The sequence below is a fragment of the Bradyrhizobium sp. genome, from assembly GCF_035309285.1.
GTDB lineage: Bacteria > Pseudomonadota > Alphaproteobacteria > Rhizobiales > Xanthobacteraceae > Bradyrhizobium.
This window is the reverse complement of record NZ_DATGFH010000122.1, coordinates 41,167-55,289: the sequence shown is the minus strand read 5'-3', so window position 1 is coordinate 55,289 and position 14,123 is coordinate 41,167. Positions and strand designations below refer to the sequence as shown.

Sequence of the window (14,123 nt, the reverse complement as noted above, 5' to 3'; positions counted from 1 at the left end):
TGGGGATTGAGCGGGCAGCTAGTGGGTATCACGATTTCGATACGGTCTGCCGTTGCGGCCAGTGGCTTGAAATTGCTGTGGCATCTGCATCGCCTAGACCAGCTGCTTCGGCTTCCTCGAAGCAGGCGAGGGCACTCGTCGCGACTGGAAGCTCGGCGTGGAGCGTGCGCGCGCATTGAACCGCGGTCGCGAGGTCCTTTTTGGCGGCGCTGAGGCCGAAGGCTGTTGGGCCGAGCGGTTCGCCAGCCAATACTTTCGCGATCACGGCGCCACGGCCTTTCATCGCGGTTGGCGTACCCGCGGTATCGGACAGGATATCAATGAGGCGGTCGGGCGGCAGGTTGAGTGACTTGCAGATCGTCAAGGATTCGCCGAGTGCTTGCCAATAGACCAAGAGCGGCAGGTTGATAGCGAGTTTCACCGTCGCACCGGCGCCGAGCGCGCCGACGTGTTCGATGCGACGGCACAATTGTTCCAGCACTGGCATCGCGCGGGCGACATCACCCTTTTCGCCACCAACCAAGGCGAATAGCTTGCCTTCTATTGCAGGGCCGACACTGCCACCTACAGGACTCTCGACAAATGTTGCCCCGTGCCGTCCGACGGACGCTCCGATGGCTTGCATGGTGTCTGGGCGAACCGTGCTCATGTCAATCACAAGCTTGCCGCTCAGCTTTCCCGCCAGAATGCCGTCCGGACCACGATAGACCGCTTCGCTGGCCGCATCGTTGAGGAGCATGACGAAGACCGCGTCACAGCCTTCAACAAGCGCCGCTGGCGTCGGGAACGCCCTGGCGCCCGCCTTGGTCAGTGACTTCGTCTTGGCCTGATTGCGGTTCCAGACGCCGACCTCGTGTCCAATCGCCATTAGTCGCTGCGCGATCGCAGAGCCCATTCGTCCTGTTCCGCATACGCCGATTTTCATTGGTCGCCCTCCGCTCGTAGGTGAACTGTCGGATTAGCGTGCATGGTGTATGCCCAAATTCTGCGCGATCAGGTCATCATTTTTCTGCAGCTCGCCAGTCGTGCCCGTGAAGACGCTGCGTCCCGTGTTGAGAATGACGGCAGAGTCGGCGACGTCGAGCGCGAGCTTGAGATTCTGCTCGACCAGGACGATGGATTGCCTTTCCGTCTTCAAGCGGCTGATGGTCCGGCCGACTTCCGCCACGATCAGTGGCGCGAGACCTTCCGACGGCTCATCCAGCAAAAGCACCCGCGGATTTCCCATCAAGGCCCGGCCAATCGCCAGCATCTGCTGCTCGCCGCCGGAGAGCGTTCCGGCAAGCTGCGTATGTCGCTCGCGTAGCCGTGGGAAAAGATCGTAGATGCGATCCAAAGTCCATGGTGTCGTGCCGGTCTCGCGTCGCTGCGCGGCCACCACCAGATTTTCGCGAACCGTGAGCGAGGGGAAGATGCGGCGGCCCTGAGGCACAAGACCGATGCCGAGACGGGCGATACGTTCGGGGCTGAGGCCCGCGATCGGCTCGCCATGCAGCCGGATTTCGCCTTCTCGTGGCCGAAGGAGGCCGATGATGGTGGAGATACAAGTGGTCTTGCCGGCGCCGTTTCGTCCGAGCAGTGCCAGTACGCTACCGGGAGCTAGGGAGAAGCTGATGCCATGCAGGATATGGCTGTCGCCATAGAATGCGTGGACGTTGGTCAAATTGAGCGCGTCAGGTGCCAAGGTACACCTCCCGCGTTCGTTCATCGGTGATCACGGCGTCGCGGTCGCCGTCTACAATCACCCGGCCATAATTAAGCAGAGTTACGGTCTCGGCGAGGTTGAGCGCGGTATCCATATCATGCTCGATCATGATCACGGTCGTTTCACGCGAAATCGATGCAATCAGTGATTGGACTGTCGAGCGTTCGGTGTTGGATAGTCCGGCGAGCGGTTCGTCGAGGAGCAATACGCGTGGCTTTTGAGCGAGCGCCACCGCCAGCTCGACCCGTCGCCTCTCGCCGTAGGCAATGTCGGAGATCGGATGGTCTGCCAGATGTAGAAGCCCAACTGTGTCAAGTGTTCGGCGGGCTTCTGTTGCAAGATCGCGATAGGCTGACATTGGCCGCCACATCTGCCAGCGTGTCCGCTGCAACCCCAACAGGCCAAGCGAGACGTTATGCTCCAACGTATCGCCGGCAAATAGAGTGATGATCTGATAGGTGCGCGACAACCCGCAATGCGCGCGCTTGTACGGAGGAAGGTAAGTGATATCTGCACCGAACAGTCGAACAAATCCAGAATTCGGTTGCAAATCCCCACTGATTTGATTGAACAACGTGGTTTTGCCTGCGCCATTGGGCCCGATGATCAATCGGCGTTCGCCTGGCCGAACTTTGAGAGACACATCCCGGGTGACCACCAGGCCGCCAAAGGCCTTGTTCAGGTTGAGCACCTCGAGGGCGTACTCGGATCCAGGCGCGGTCATCATGAGCCTCGCCGCAATCCGGACATCAGGCGGCTAACGCCCGGAACGATGCCGGCCGGCATCACCAGGACGATGAAAAGAAACACGAGGCCGAGAAGCATGTTCCAGCGTTCGATGTAGGCCGAGGCGTAGTTTTTCAGGAGCAACACCAGAGCAGCGCCGACGGCCGGACCGCCCAGCGTTCCGGAGCCGCCCGCAATCACGCCAAGTAAAGCCTCGGCTGAGCTGGTGGTCGAGAGCAAGCTCGGATGGATGTACTCGTTATAGTAGACGAACAGCAGACCGGCGACGCCGCCCCAGAAGCCGGAATAGATGAAGGTGATCCAGCGGATCAGCCAGGGATTGAAACCGAGCGCTGCCATGCGGCGCGGTTGATCGCGCACTCCTTTCAACGAAGACCCAAACGCCGACGAGACGAAGATCGTCATCATCAGGAAGGCGATCGTAGCCACAATCAGCGCGAACCAATAGAACGCAAAGGGAGTTTCGAGCGAGATACCGAATGGCGCGGGTCGGGTCAGACCTGTGATGCCATTGTCGCCGTTGGTCACATCGGACATTCTGTAAGCAAGGCCCCACAGCACCTGCGACAACGCGAGGGTGATCATGAGGAAGCCAAGCCCGCTAGCACGAAGCGCGATCACACCGAAGGCCGCGGCCATCGCAACTGTACCGGAGATCGAGATAAGCGCGGCAGTAGCGTGACCGAAACCATATCGGCTGGTCATCAATGCAGAGATATAGGCGGCGACACCAAGATAGGACGCATGTCCCAGCGATGTCATGCCGCCAAAGCCGACCAGCAAATTGAGGCTGAGCGCGAAGATCGCAGCAATCAGGATCTGACTCGCCAGATTGATATAGAAATCTCCGGCGAGGAACGGCGGCAGGAGCAGCGATCCGCCGAGCAGGACTGCGCCTAGCCACTTCATGTACCGACGCGCCCAAAGAGCCCTTGTGGCCGAAATGCAAGGACGAAGATCATGGGCAGGAACAGGATAATGTAGGCCAGTTCCGGAAACAGCGCGGTGCCGAAAGTGTAGATGAAGCCGATCAGAAAGCTGCCGATGAATGCGCCGAGTAGGCTGCCGATCCCTCCGAGGATGACGACGATCAGTGCGAGCGGCAGCATATCAGCGTCAAGGCCAGGGTAAGCTGAAAGGATTGGGCCACCGAGTACGCCGGCTGCGCCTGCAATGCCTGCGCCGAGGCAGAACACGATCGTGAAAAGCTTCGCAACCGGGATGCCGACCGCTCGCGCCATTTGCCGGTCATCGACGCCTGCACGGATCATGGCTCCCAATCTTGTGCGTTCCAGCAGAAGATACAGTGCAACTGCCGCGACGATCGCCAGCCCGACCAGCACCAGGCGGTAGGTTGGAAAAACGAAACCGAACAGGCGTGTCGGTGCCTGCAGGTTTTGCGGCGTCGGAACGGGAATGGAATCGCCACCCCAAATCATCAAGCAGGCATCGGAAATAATGAAGGACATGCCAAGCGTGACCAGCACCTGCCCAAGCGGATTGCCTCTCAGCCGCGTCAGTACCAACCGTTCAAACAGACCACCGATCGCTGCAACCAGGACGCCTGCGCCTAGCGCGGTCACCCAGATGTCCAAGCCCTGGAAGGAGCGGAGCGCCGTCGCGGCGAAATAGGTGCCGAGCATGAAGAAGGCGCCGTGCGTCAGGTTGGCGAGGCGCATGAGGCCGAAAATCAGCGAAAACCCGGACGACAGCAGGAAGAGCAAACCGCCAAGTGAGAGACTGTTGAGGCCCTGGATGATCCAAAACTGCATCGTCGGCCAACCTTGTTCTTGGCGGCTTGCGGGATCTTTCCCGCCGGAGAAGCCGATCTATTGCTCAAGATAGTTGGCTCGCAGCTGCCCGACGCGGATTGGGGCGCTGCTTAGGGCGAGAACAAGCTTGGGAGCAGCCATGCCGGCTGTGCCAGCTCCAGCAGCCCCGTTGACAAACTGTCGTCGCGACATCGTCATGAAATCCTCCCCTAGGATCGGTGCGAATGACGATCTGCTGAGCTTTATTGATTGCGCAATTTATCCGATGGAAGCCGTTAATGATCAAGTGATAACTACGCCGGAGAACGCCCGCGCGTCCGTTTCGCCACATCAATTGGTATGACGCTCCTTTTGGTGCGGTGCGACACCCGGTCTTGCCGTCAACGTCGCGCTGGATTTAGCGGTTTTTGACAATCGTCTTCTTCAAGACCTCGAAGACCGAGGCGGTGTCCTGCTCACCCAATCCCATGGCCATCGCTTCGGCGTAGACAGGCTGTGTCATCGCAAACAGCGGCGTTTCGCAGCCTACCTCGTCCGCGAATTCGGCTATTATCCCCATGTCCTTTTTCCAGACTGAAACCTTCATGGTTGCCGGTTCGTAGACGCGTTCAACCATCATTGGAGCGCGTAGCTGGAACATCCGCGAGCCGCCGGCGCCCGGGCCGACCACGTCGACCACCATCCTTGGATCGAGCCCGGCTCGCTCGGCGAGCAACATCGCTTCCGCGGTGGCGACGTTGTTGATCGCGACCAGGTGGTTGGCAACAAACTTCATCCGGCTGCCATTGCCGTAGCGCCCGAGATCGGCACTTTGCTTCGCAAAATCGGCAAACAAGCCCATACACTTCCTGATCGCTTCGCTGTCGCCGCTGGCATAGACCACGAGATCCCGAAGCTTCGCCTGAGCCCCGGTTCCGCTGAGTGGGCAATCGAGCGCGAGGTGTCCTGCCTGCCGGAGCATCGCTTCGAAGCGGACCTTGTCGGCAAGGCTGAGCGTGCTGAGCTCGATGACAATCCTTGAGGCTTGCCCGGAACCCGCGATTTCCTGTGCAACCCTCTCGACTGCGGCCGGCGACGCGAGGCTGGTCATGATGACGGGTGCGTCGCGAGTAAGCTCGGCGACGCTGCCTGCGATGGTTACCTTCGCTTGGGCGAGCTCGGCATTTCTTGCCGGGTCGATGTCAAAGCCGATCACGCGCCATCCGCGTTCGACGAGGTTGCGTGAGATAGCACCCCCCATGATGCCGAGGCCTACAATTCCTACGGTCTTGTCCATGGTTACCTGCTTCCACCCGATGATTTCTGATTGACGGGCAACGCCGGCCGCGCCTTAATTGGTGATCGTGCGATAAACAATCGCGAACTAACTTTGGCCGGTCAAGCGCGTTTCGAGTTGTCGATCATGCGGTGATCCGGCGGCAAGCAAGCGAGGAACGCCAAATGGCTGGCGTCGGTCAGAAGTCGGTCACGGGCCAGCACGCAATAGCGGGCTCGGATGATCGCGCTTATGCGGCGATGACTGCCCGCGCGAAGGCGCTTATTCCGCGGCTCCGCGATCGGGCTGCGCGCACCGAAGAACTGCGGCGACTTCCGCCCGAGACCGAGCGTGATCTACATGATGCAGGTCTATTCAGAATCGTTCAACCGAAGCGGGTTGGCGGCTCTGAATTCGACTATGTTGCGTTGGTCGATTGCGCCGAACTACTGGCGAAGGGCGACGCTTCCGTAGCTTGGAATTTTGCCAACCTCGCCAGCCATCATTGGATGCTGGGCTTGTTCGAGAAGCGCGCCCAGGACGTGGTATGGGACAAGGACCCGAATGCACTGATTGCCTCGTCCTTCATCTTTCCCGCCGGTCGCGCGCGCAAGGTCGACGGCGGGTACCACCTACGCGGCCGTTGGCCGTTTTCCTCGGGGGTTGCTTCCTCTGAGTGGGATATGCTCGCCAGCGTGGTTTCATCGGATGATGAAGCCGACGGAATCGAGTATCGGATATTCTTGGTCCACAAGAGCGACTACACGATCGTCGACACTTGGAATTCGGTTGGGCTGCAAGGCACCGGATCCAATGATGTCGAAGTCAGCGACGCTTTCGTGCCCGATGCGCTCTCGATTGCGGTGAGCGACCTTGGCGGCGGACCGACCCCCGGGAGTGCCGTCAATCCCAGCGCGCTTTATGCGTTGCCGGTATTTTCGCTGTTTCCCTATGTGCTTTCCGGCGTGGCGCTCGGCAACGCCCAGGCGTGTCTCGACGACTACATCGAAGTCTCCCGGCACCGCGCGTCGACCTACAACCGGACCAGGCTTGCCGATATGCAGAGCACGCAGATCAAGATTGCGGAAGCGTCCGCCAAGATTGATGCAGCCCGTCGGATCATGCGATCGAGTTGCATTGAGGCGATGGCAGACGCCAGGCGCGGCTATATTCTGGACATGACCGCCAAGACGCGGCTGCGCCGCGATGGCGCTTTTTCGGTCAATCTCTGTACTGAGGCGGTGTCGTTGTTGTTTTCCGCGAGCGGCGCGCGTGGATTGTTTATCACCGGCGTGTTACAGCGGCAATTCCGTGATGCCCATGCCATCAATTCACACCTTGCGTTCAACTTCGATGCGGCCGGGACAAACTACGGCCGCGTGGCGCTTGGCCTCCCGTCCGAAAACCTGACGCTTTGAGGCCAGCGAATGAACGACGCGCCGAAGCACCCGATCAATCCCGATCCTGCAAACGAATTGGCCAGCGATCACTCCCCGATCGACCCGCGAGACTTTCGTAACGCGCTCGGCGCCTACGCCACCGGCGTCACCATCATCACGGCCGCCGGCGCCGACGGAAAACCATATGGGTTGACCTGCAATTCGTTCGCTTCGGTGTCGCTTAATCCTCCACTGGTGCTTTGGAGTCTGGTCCTCTATTCGTCGAGCCTTAATGCGTTCCAGAACGCAAGCCATTTTGCCGTCAACGTGCTGGGCGTGAGCCAGCAGGCGCTTGCGAACAGGTTTGCCAAATCTTCGGACGACAAATTTTCCGGTGTCGACTGGAAACCGGGCCTTGGCGGCGCGCCATTGCTTGCCGGGAGTGTCGCGAATTTCCAGTGTCGGGCCGCCGATCGCTATTACGGCGGCGACCACGTCATCTTCCTCGGCGCGGTCGAGGCCTATTCTTACAACCGGAAGGAACCGCTGTTGTTTGCTCGCGGCGGCTATGGTCGGTTCCTAGGGGTGGATGATCGCCGCACAACCGATACGACGTCATGAAGAAGAAGGCCTCACCCGGGCAGGCGCGACCCAAGCAGAAGCGGCTTTCGCCGGATGATCGCCGCAAGGAGTTCGTTGCCAAGGCGACCGAGTTTTTCTCGGAAGAGGGATTCGGTGGCGGTACGCGCGACCTCGCGCGCCGGCTCGGCGTAACCCAGCCGCTGCTTTATCGCTACTTTCCCAGCAAGGATGATCTGATCAAGGAAGTATATCGCACGGTCTATCTCGAGCCGCTCGACACTGGCTGGGAGAAGCTTCTCACGGACCGTTCGCGGCCGCTGCGGGACCGCTTGCTGGAGTTCTATCGCGGATACACCAACGTCATCTTCAAGCGCAAATGGATGCGCATTTATCTCTATTCGGGGCTGAAGGGGCTCGACATCAACCGCTGGTATGTCGGCGTCGTGCGTGAGCAGATTCTGACGCGCATCGTCAAGGAATGCCGTCACGAAATGGGACTTCCGGCCGAGGGCAAGCCGACTGCACCAGAACTCGAACTCGCCTGGGTGTTTCACAGCGGCATTTTCTACTACGGCGTTCGCAAGTACATCTACGAATCCCAGGTGATCGAGAACAAGGAGCAGATGATCTGCGATGCACTGGATGCGTTCCTCGCCGGCTATGATCGGGTGTTTGGCAGAGGCCGTGTAGGCGGCTCTGTTCGCGCGCCAGTAAAAGTCATTGGCTAAGGCACCGCACTTGTCATGCTAGGCCTTCATCGCTGCGCGATACCAGTCGCCGATTTCGCTTGCCGTCATCAGCGCCACCCCGTCATGGCCGATGACATAGTCGAGCAACGCCTCCAGATATTTGATGCGATGCGGCACACCCGTGATGTAGGGGTGGATCGAAATGGCCATGATCCGCGCGTTCTCGGCTCCCTCGAGATATAGCCGGTCGAACTGGTCCGTGCATCGCTTCAGGAATTGCTCGGACGGCAGATGCTGCAGCGCATGGATGACAATGTCGTTGGTCTCGACCGAGTAGGGGATGGTCGTGATGGCGCCATGCGGCGTTGCGATGTCTTGGGGGAGGTCGTCGATCACCCAATCCGCAACATATTCGATACCATTGAGGCGCAGTAGATCGAGAGTTGCGTCCGTCTCGGTCAGGCCCGGGCTCTCCCAGGACCGGGGCGGCTTGCCGGCGAATTTTGCGATGGTCTCGACAGCGAGCTTGATCGCGTCGGCTTGATTTTCAAGCTTGTGCATGGGGCCCTGAACGAAGCCGTGCCCCATGAATTCGAAGCCGGCTTCCAGCGCTGCGGATGCGACGCGCGGATAGGTGTTGCAGACATTGGCATTGAGGGCCAGCGTCACCGGTATCCTGCGATCAGTCAGAGCCTTGAACTGCCGCCAGAATCCCGCGCGCATCCCATATTCATGCCACGACCAGTTGGGCACGTCAGGCAACAGCGGCTGTCCCATCGGCGGGCTCAGCACGACGCGCGGCATCGCGTTCTCGATCCGCCATTCCTCGACGTTGAGAATGACCCAGACCGCAAGCTTCTTGCCGCCCGGCAGCTCAAGCTTCGGCCGGTCGACTTGAGCCTGATAGGGAATGCGGTCACTGAGAGCCACGTCGCGCCTCTTCTATTGGCCGCGAAGTTATTGTGCGGCTTTGGATCGGCCTGATGCGCCAGCGTTGATGCGCGGCATGACCTTTTCGGCCATCAGGATCATGGATTGGCGCCCCAGTTCGCGATCCTTCCAATCCTTGCCGGCATAAAGCAGCGTTCCGAACTTACCCACTTCCTCCTGGAAAGCCAGCATCTGGTCGGCGACGCTTTCAGGCGTGCCCCAGATGACGAGCCGCTCGCAGATTGACTCCAGTGTGACTTCATCGTCGGGTTGATCGCGACGGGTCTTGAACAGCTCGATCCGGCCGCCCTTCTTCAGTTTTGCGAACAGCGAACGATAGTAATAGACATAGGGCCCGTCGGGATCGGTGGCATAGGCCTTGGCGACCGCTGCATCCTCGGCGACAAAGACGCTCTTGGCGACGCGCCAGTTGGCAGGATCGGCGCTGCGACCGCTGCGTTCGCAGCCCTCGACATATCTTGGCCAATGGCTTTTGACCCAGGCTGGCATCAGGAAGTTGGCGGAGATCGGATCCCAACCACGCGCGGCGGCCTCCGTGACGCCCTTTGAAAAAGGCGCAACCGCAGTAACGACAATCGGCGGGTGCGGCCGCTGCAAGGGGCGCGCGATGATCCCCTGACCGATGTCCTTCATCATGGTCTTTTCCGTCGAGATATTCCAGTATTTGCCCTGGATGTTGTAGGGCGCCTCGCTCTCCCAGATCTTCAGGACATCGTTGATCGCTTCGAGGAACATCGCGTTGCGGTCGGCATCCAGGTTTTCAAAAAGCTCGGCATCCGACAGCAGGCCGCCGGGACTGATCCCGAAAATCAAGCGACCTTCAAGCATGTGGTCGAGCATCGCGATCGATGCGGCGACCGTCGCCGGGTGCGTATTTGGCATGTTGATGGTGCCGGTCCCGAGCTTGATCCGCTTCGTTGCCGCCGCGATCCACGCCAGAAAAGCGACGCAGGAAGTAATGTTTTCGGCCTGGTCGGTGACGTGCTCGCCGACATAGCCTTCGGTAAATCCAAGCTCATCGGCGAGTAGGAACGCTTCGCGGTCTTCATTCAGGGAGACACGCCAATCCTTTTCCAACGGGTGGATCGGCATCGTAAAGAAACCTACATTCATATTAGCGCCTCCCCAGGCGTTTATCCTCTATTGGCCAGGCCGCACGTCGCTCAGTCTGACAAGACGGGTCCGAGGTCGAGTGTAGCGAAATAATCGGTCGATAAACAAGCTTGACCTTTGCCGGATTGCGGCCTTCTAATCCGAAAACCGCAAACGTTTTCGGAAGGCATCGTCCATGAAGGCTGCGGCTTTTGGCTATGTGCGCGCCACCAGCGTGGACGATGCGCTGGCATTGCTGGCTGAGCATGGCGATAAGGCGAAAGTTCTTTCTGGCGGACAGAGCCTGATGCCGGCGATGAATCTGCGCCTGATTGCTCCGGAACTGATCGTGGATATCGCTGGGATCGCCGAGCTGCGAGGAATAGCTGTCGATGGCGATATCCTTCGTATTGGCGCGCTGACACGCCATGTCGATCTCCAGCGTTCCCCCGAAGTCGCCCTTCACGCGCCGTTGCTGGCGGAGGCGGTCGCACACGTCGCCCATCCCGCGATACGCAACCGCGGAACGCTTGGAGGCAGCCTTGCGCATGCCGACCCGGCCTCCGAATTTCCAGCCTGCATGCTCGCCCTAGGCGCTACCCTCGTGGTTCGAGGGAGAGACGGCGAGCGACGAATTGCCGCGGCCGACTTTTTCCAGGGGATTTTTCAGACGGCATTGTCGGTCGAGGAACTGTTGGTCGCCATCGAGCTACCGGTCTCGCAGAAAAATTCAGCCCACTTCTTCCATGAATTTGCGCGCCGACATGGCGATTATGCTATCACCGGTCTCGCGGCACAGGCGGTGATCGAAGGCAACGCCCTGAGCTCTCTTTGGCTTGCCTTCTTCGCCGTCGGCGACCGGCCGGTGTTGGCCGGAGCGGCAAATCACCTCTTGAATACGCTCGTCACGCCCGCGTTGATTTCGCAGGTGTCCGTCGCGCTGGGCAAAGAACTAGATCCGCCGGATGACCAGCAGGCTTCGAGCGCAATGCGTCGGCATCTGGCAAAGGTCCTGCTTGGCCGCTGCGTAGCAACGCTGCTCGATCGGCCTGAGCTCGCGGAGGGCCTGGCGTGACCGCGCCGATGCAAATCTCGCTCGAAGTGAACGGCGAACGGGTTGACGTGCAGGTCTTGCCACGCGTCAACCTGGCCGATTTTCTGCGAGAGCACTTGCACCTGACTGGTACGCATGTCGGTTGCGAGCACGGCGTGTGCGGTGCCTGCACGGTGCGCCTGGACGGTGAGATCGTCCGCGCCTGCCTCATGCTTGCGGTGCAGGCACATGGCGGGTCGGTGCAGACCATCGAGGGTCTGTCGGACAGCGACGAGGTCGCCGACCTCCAGGCTGCGTTTCGCGATCGCAACGCCCTGCAATGCGGCTATTGCACGCCGGGCATGCTGATGGCTGCCCAGGATTTGCTGACGCAGCACGCCGATCCAAGCCGCGAGCAAATCCGTGAGCATCTGTCCGGCAATTACTGCCGCTGCACCGGTTATCAGGCCATTATCGACGCTGTCGAGTCCACGGCTCGATCGCGGAGGGAGCGGGTATCATGACCGCATCATCAACAAAGCCGGAATCGCTTTCCGTGCTTGATCGGCCGAATTCGTATATCGGCAAGACGGTCCCGCGACCGAACCTTGACCGGCTCATGCAGGGGCGAGGCCAATATGTTAGCGACATGGTGCTGCCCCGGATGGCCCATGTGGTCTTCCTGCGTTCGCCTCATGCGCATGCAAGGATCATTAGCCTTGATGCGCACGCTGCAAAGCAAATGCCGGGGGTCATCGCGATCGTTACCGGAAAGGAGCTTGCTGCGGTCATCACGCCCTGGGTTGGCGTGCTCTCACATCTGAAAGGACTGAAATCCGCCCCCCAACATGCGATCGCCATCGATCGTGTCTGTTGGCAGGGTGAGGCGGTCGCCGCAGTCGTTGCGACCACCCGGGCGCTGGCAGAAGATGCGGCCGAGGCGGTCGTGGTCGCGTACGAGGAGCTTGAGGCCGCAACGGAGATGCGGACGGCGCTCGATCCGCAGACCCCGGTTATCCATCTGCAGCTCGGAGACAATCTAGCCTTCGAGCGCATCCACGAGGCCGGAGCTGTCGATCAGGCTTTCGCCGACGCGGACGAGGTGGTGGAAGCAGATTTCATCTTCGGCCGGCACACCGGCGTAACGCTCGAGCCGCGCGCGGTCGTGGCCGACTGGAGCTCGGCTGAAGAACGGCTCACGATCTATCAGGGCAGCCAGGCGCCGCATATGGTGCAGAACATCGCCGCGTTGCACCTCGGGCTCGAGGAACGCCAGGTGCGCGTCGTTTGCAAGGATGTCGGCGGCTCCTTTGGTATCAAGGTGCACATCTATGCCGATGAGATGGCGACCTATGCGTTATCGAAGTTGCTGCGCCGGCCGATCAAATTTGTCGCCGATCGGGTTGAGAGCTTCAACACCGACATCCACGCCCGCGACCATCGCTGCAAGGGAAAAATCGGCGTTAAGCGTGACGGAACGATCACAGCATTCGAGATAGACGATCTCACCGGTATCGGGCCTTATTCGATGTATCCACGCACCAGTGCGATCGAGGCGAACCAGGTCGTCAGCCTTGTCGGTGGACCGTATGTCACCAAGAACTATCGAGCGCGCGCTCGTGCCGTGTTCCAAAACAAGAATGTCATGTGCCAGTACCGCGCAGTAGGCCATCCCATCGCCTGCTCCGTGACGGAAGGTCTGGTTGACCTTGCCGCGATGAAGATCGCCATGGATCCGGTCGAAATCCGGCGACGGAATTTGATTGCCGATGAGGCCTATCCCTGCGCGTCGCCGACAGGCTTGCGATTTGAGAAGCTCTCACATCACGCCTCGCTCGCAAAGCTGGTGCAGATGATGGACTATGGCCGCTTACGGGCCGAGCAGGCAGAGCTGCGCAGGCGGAACATCCATCGGGGCATCGGCATCGCCAGCTTTATCGAGATCACCAATCCGAGTGCTGCATTTTACGGGGTCGGCGGTGCAAAGATATCGTCGCAGGACGGTGTTGCTGTTCGGCTGGACGCTCAGGGCTCGGTGATTTGCCAGACCAGCATCACCGAGCAAGGGCAGGGCTCGGAGTCGATGACGGCGCAAATCGTCGGCAGCGTGCTCGGCGTCCCGATGAGGCGCGTGCGTGTCATTCTCGGCGATACCGACAACACGCCCTATGGTGGCGGCACCTGGGCTTCGCGCGGGGTTGGGATTGGCGGCGAGGCCGCGCTGCAGGCGACCAAGATATTGCGGAAGAACATTTTGGACGTTGCGGCTGCAATCCTGCAATCGGCGCCCACCGAGCTTGATATAGCCGATGGCGTCGTCGTGAATTCAAACGATCGGGCGGCGCGGATCGAGCTCCGGGAGCTCGCACGCATCGTTTATTTCCGACCCGATACGCTGCCGCCGGGCATCCAGCCGGAGCTGATGGCGACACGACACTACGTCCCGCGCGAATATCCGTTCGCCTTTACCAACGGTGTTCAGGCGTCTTGGCTGGAGGTCGATACCCACACCGGCTTCATCAAGCTCCTCAAGCATTGGGTGGTCGAGGACTGCGGGACCGTCGTCAATCCGCAACTGGTTGATGAACAGATCAGGGGTGGGGTGGTGCAGGGGTTGGGCGCGGCGCTATTCGAGAAGTGCATCTATGATGAGCGCGGACAACTCACGAATGCCAACATGGCGGACTATCTGGTTCCGATGCCGGGTGAGATGCCCGACATCGACGTCGGCCACGTGGTCTCGCCTACAGCAGAGAGCGAGCTTGGGGCCAAGGGCGCGGGTGAAGCCGGCACGGCCGGTGCCGCGGCCGCGGTCGCCAACGCCGTCAATGACGCCTTGCGGCCGTTCGGCGTGACAACTACCGAGATTCCGCTGACGCCGCAGCTTGTCCTGACCGTGCTCGGGCGAATCTGATCGC

Annotated in this window: 14 protein-coding genes; 6 read left to right on the top strand and 8 right to left on the bottom strand. The window is 60.2% G+C overall.

Features of this window, described 5'->3' with window-relative positions; genetic code table 11:
- Nucleotides 1-28: 28 nt before the first annotated feature.
- The 6 genes from VKR55_RS23230 to VKR55_RS23205 form a co-directional block, all read right to left on the bottom strand.
- Nucleotides 29-925, bottom strand: coding sequence for an NAD(P)-dependent oxidoreductase (locus VKR55_RS23230; protein ID WP_324406977.1), 897 nt, complete (start codon nt 923-925; stop codon nt 29-31).
- Nucleotides 926-958: 33 nt separating this feature from the next.
- Nucleotides 959-1,684, bottom strand: a complete 726-nt coding sequence (locus VKR55_RS23225; RefSeq protein WP_324406975.1) for an ABC transporter ATP-binding protein — start codon at nt 1,682-1,684, stop codon at nt 959-961.
- Nucleotides 1,674-2,432 carry an ABC transporter ATP-binding protein gene (locus VKR55_RS23220; RefSeq protein ID WP_324406973.1) on the bottom strand — a complete coding sequence of 253 codons (759 nt, stop codon included), beginning with the start codon at nt 2,430-2,432 and terminating at the stop codon, nt 1,674-1,676. The genes VKR55_RS23225 and VKR55_RS23220 overlap by 11 nt, the downstream gene beginning before the upstream one ends.
- On the bottom strand, nt 2,429-3,361 hold the full coding sequence (locus tag VKR55_RS23215; RefSeq protein WP_324406971.1) for a branched-chain amino acid ABC transporter permease: 933 nt from the start codon (nt 3,359-3,361) through the stop codon (nt 2,429-2,431). Before VKR55_RS23215 ends, VKR55_RS23220 begins: the two co-directional genes overlap by 4 nt.
- The gene (locus VKR55_RS23210) at nt 3,358-4,224 is read right to left on the bottom strand and encodes a branched-chain amino acid ABC transporter permease (protein WP_324406969.1); all 867 of its coding nucleotides are present in this window, start codon (nt 4,222-4,224) and stop codon (nt 3,358-3,360) included. Before VKR55_RS23210 ends, VKR55_RS23215 begins: the two co-directional genes overlap by 4 nt.
- 397 nt (nt 4,225-4,621) lie before the next feature.
- Entirely contained in the window at nt 4,622-5,500 is an 879-nt protein-coding gene (locus VKR55_RS23205; protein ID WP_324406967.1) for an NAD(P)-dependent oxidoreductase, read from the bottom strand.
- Nucleotides 5,501-5,664: 164 nt separating this feature from the next.
- Here VKR55_RS23205 and VKR55_RS23200 point away from each other — a divergent pair, with 164 nt between their 5' ends.
- Genes VKR55_RS23200 through VKR55_RS23190 form a run of 3 tightly spaced genes read left to right on the top strand, consistent with a single transcriptional unit; the run spans nt 5,665 to nt 8,168 of the window.
- The gene (locus tag VKR55_RS23200; RefSeq protein ID WP_414642421.1) at nt 5,665-6,897 is read left to right on the top strand and encodes an acyl-CoA dehydrogenase family protein; all 1,233 of its coding nucleotides are present in this window, start codon (nt 5,665-5,667) and stop codon (nt 6,895-6,897) included.
- A gap of 9 nt (nt 6,898-6,906) precedes the next feature.
- Nucleotides 6,907-7,479 (top strand): flavin reductase family protein, encoded by a 573-nt coding sequence (locus VKR55_RS23195; protein WP_324406966.1) that lies wholly within the window; start codon nt 6,907-6,909, stop codon nt 7,477-7,479.
- Nucleotides 7,476-8,168, top strand: coding sequence for a TetR/AcrR family transcriptional regulator (locus tag VKR55_RS23190; RefSeq protein WP_324406964.1), 693 nt, complete (start codon nt 7,476-7,478; stop codon nt 8,166-8,168). Before VKR55_RS23195 ends, VKR55_RS23190 begins: the two co-directional genes overlap by 4 nt.
- Before the next feature lie 18 nt (nt 8,169-8,186).
- On the opposite strand, the gene VKR55_RS23185 is transcribed toward VKR55_RS23190, so the two are convergent.
- Nucleotides 8,187-9,059 (bottom strand): polysaccharide deacetylase family protein, encoded by an 873-nt coding sequence (locus VKR55_RS23185; RefSeq protein WP_324406962.1) that lies wholly within the window; start codon nt 9,057-9,059, stop codon nt 8,187-8,189.
- Between the two features lie 27 nt (nt 9,060-9,086).
- Nucleotides 9,087-10,193 carry an LLM class flavin-dependent oxidoreductase gene (locus VKR55_RS23180; RefSeq protein ID WP_324406961.1) on the bottom strand — a complete coding sequence of 369 codons (1,107 nt, stop codon included), beginning with the start codon at nt 10,191-10,193 and terminating at the stop codon, nt 9,087-9,089.
- Between the two features lie 175 nt (nt 10,194-10,368).
- Here VKR55_RS23180 and VKR55_RS23175 point away from each other — a divergent pair, with 175 nt between their 5' ends.
- The 3 genes from VKR55_RS23175 to VKR55_RS23165 are packed head-to-tail and all read left to right on the top strand — an operon-like array spanning nt 10,369 to nt 14,119.
- Entirely contained in the window at nt 10,369-11,247 is an 879-nt protein-coding gene (locus tag VKR55_RS23175; protein ID WP_324406959.1) for an FAD binding domain-containing protein, read from the top strand.
- Between the two features lie 8 nt (nt 11,248-11,255).
- The gene (locus tag VKR55_RS23170) at nt 11,256-11,729 is read left to right on the top strand and encodes a (2Fe-2S)-binding protein (RefSeq protein WP_414642424.1); all 474 of its coding nucleotides are present in this window, start codon (nt 11,256-11,258) and stop codon (nt 11,727-11,729) included.
- Complete coding sequence (locus tag VKR55_RS23165; RefSeq protein ID WP_324406957.1) at nt 11,726-14,119, top strand: xanthine dehydrogenase family protein molybdopterin-binding subunit; 2,394 nt, start codon at nt 11,726-11,728, stop codon at nt 14,117-14,119. Before VKR55_RS23170 ends, VKR55_RS23165 begins: the two co-directional genes overlap by 4 nt.
- Nucleotides 14,120-14,123: the final 4 nt, after the last annotated feature.

Excerpts from the sequence above, each read along its gene's own strand:
- VKR55_RS23230 (WP_324406977.1), bottom strand. The coding sequence starts at position 925 with ATGAAAATCGGCGTATGCGGAACAGGACGAATGGGCTCTGCGATCGCG.
- VKR55_RS23220 (WP_324406973.1), bottom strand. The coding sequence starts at position 2,432 with ATGATGACCGCGCCTGGATCCGAGTACGCCCTCGAGGTGCTCAACCTG.
- VKR55_RS23215 (WP_324406971.1), bottom strand. The coding sequence starts at position 3,361 with ATGAAGTGGCTAGGCGCAGTCCTGCTCGGCGGATCGCTGCTCCTGCCG.
- VKR55_RS23210 (WP_324406969.1), bottom strand. The coding sequence starts at position 4,224 with ATGCAGTTTTGGATCATCCAGGGCCTCAACAGTCTCTCACTTGGCGGT.
- VKR55_RS23205 (WP_324406967.1), bottom strand. The coding sequence starts at position 5,500 with ATGGACAAGACCGTAGGAATTGTAGGCCTCGGCATCATGGGGGGTGCT.
- VKR55_RS23200 (WP_414642421.1), top strand. The coding sequence starts at position 5,665 with ATGGCTGGCGTCGGTCAGAAGTCGGTCACGGGCCAGCACGCAATAGCG.
- VKR55_RS23195 (WP_324406966.1), top strand. The coding sequence starts at position 6,907 with ATGAACGACGCGCCGAAGCACCCGATCAATCCCGATCCTGCAAACGAA.
- VKR55_RS23190 (WP_324406964.1), top strand. The coding sequence starts at position 7,476 with ATGAAGAAGAAGGCCTCACCCGGGCAGGCGCGACCCAAGCAGAAGCGG.
- VKR55_RS23180 (WP_324406961.1), bottom strand. The coding sequence starts at position 10,193 with ATGAATGTAGGTTTCTTTACGATGCCGATCCACCCGTTGGAAAAGGAT.
- VKR55_RS23175 (WP_324406959.1), top strand. The coding sequence starts at position 10,369 with ATGAAGGCTGCGGCTTTTGGCTATGTGCGCGCCACCAGCGTGGACGAT.
- VKR55_RS23170 (WP_414642424.1), top strand. The coding sequence starts at position 11,256 with ATGCAAATCTCGCTCGAAGTGAACGGCGAACGGGTTGACGTGCAGGTC.
- VKR55_RS23165 (WP_324406957.1), top strand. The coding sequence starts at position 11,726 with ATGACCGCATCATCAACAAAGCCGGAATCGCTTTCCGTGCTTGATCGG.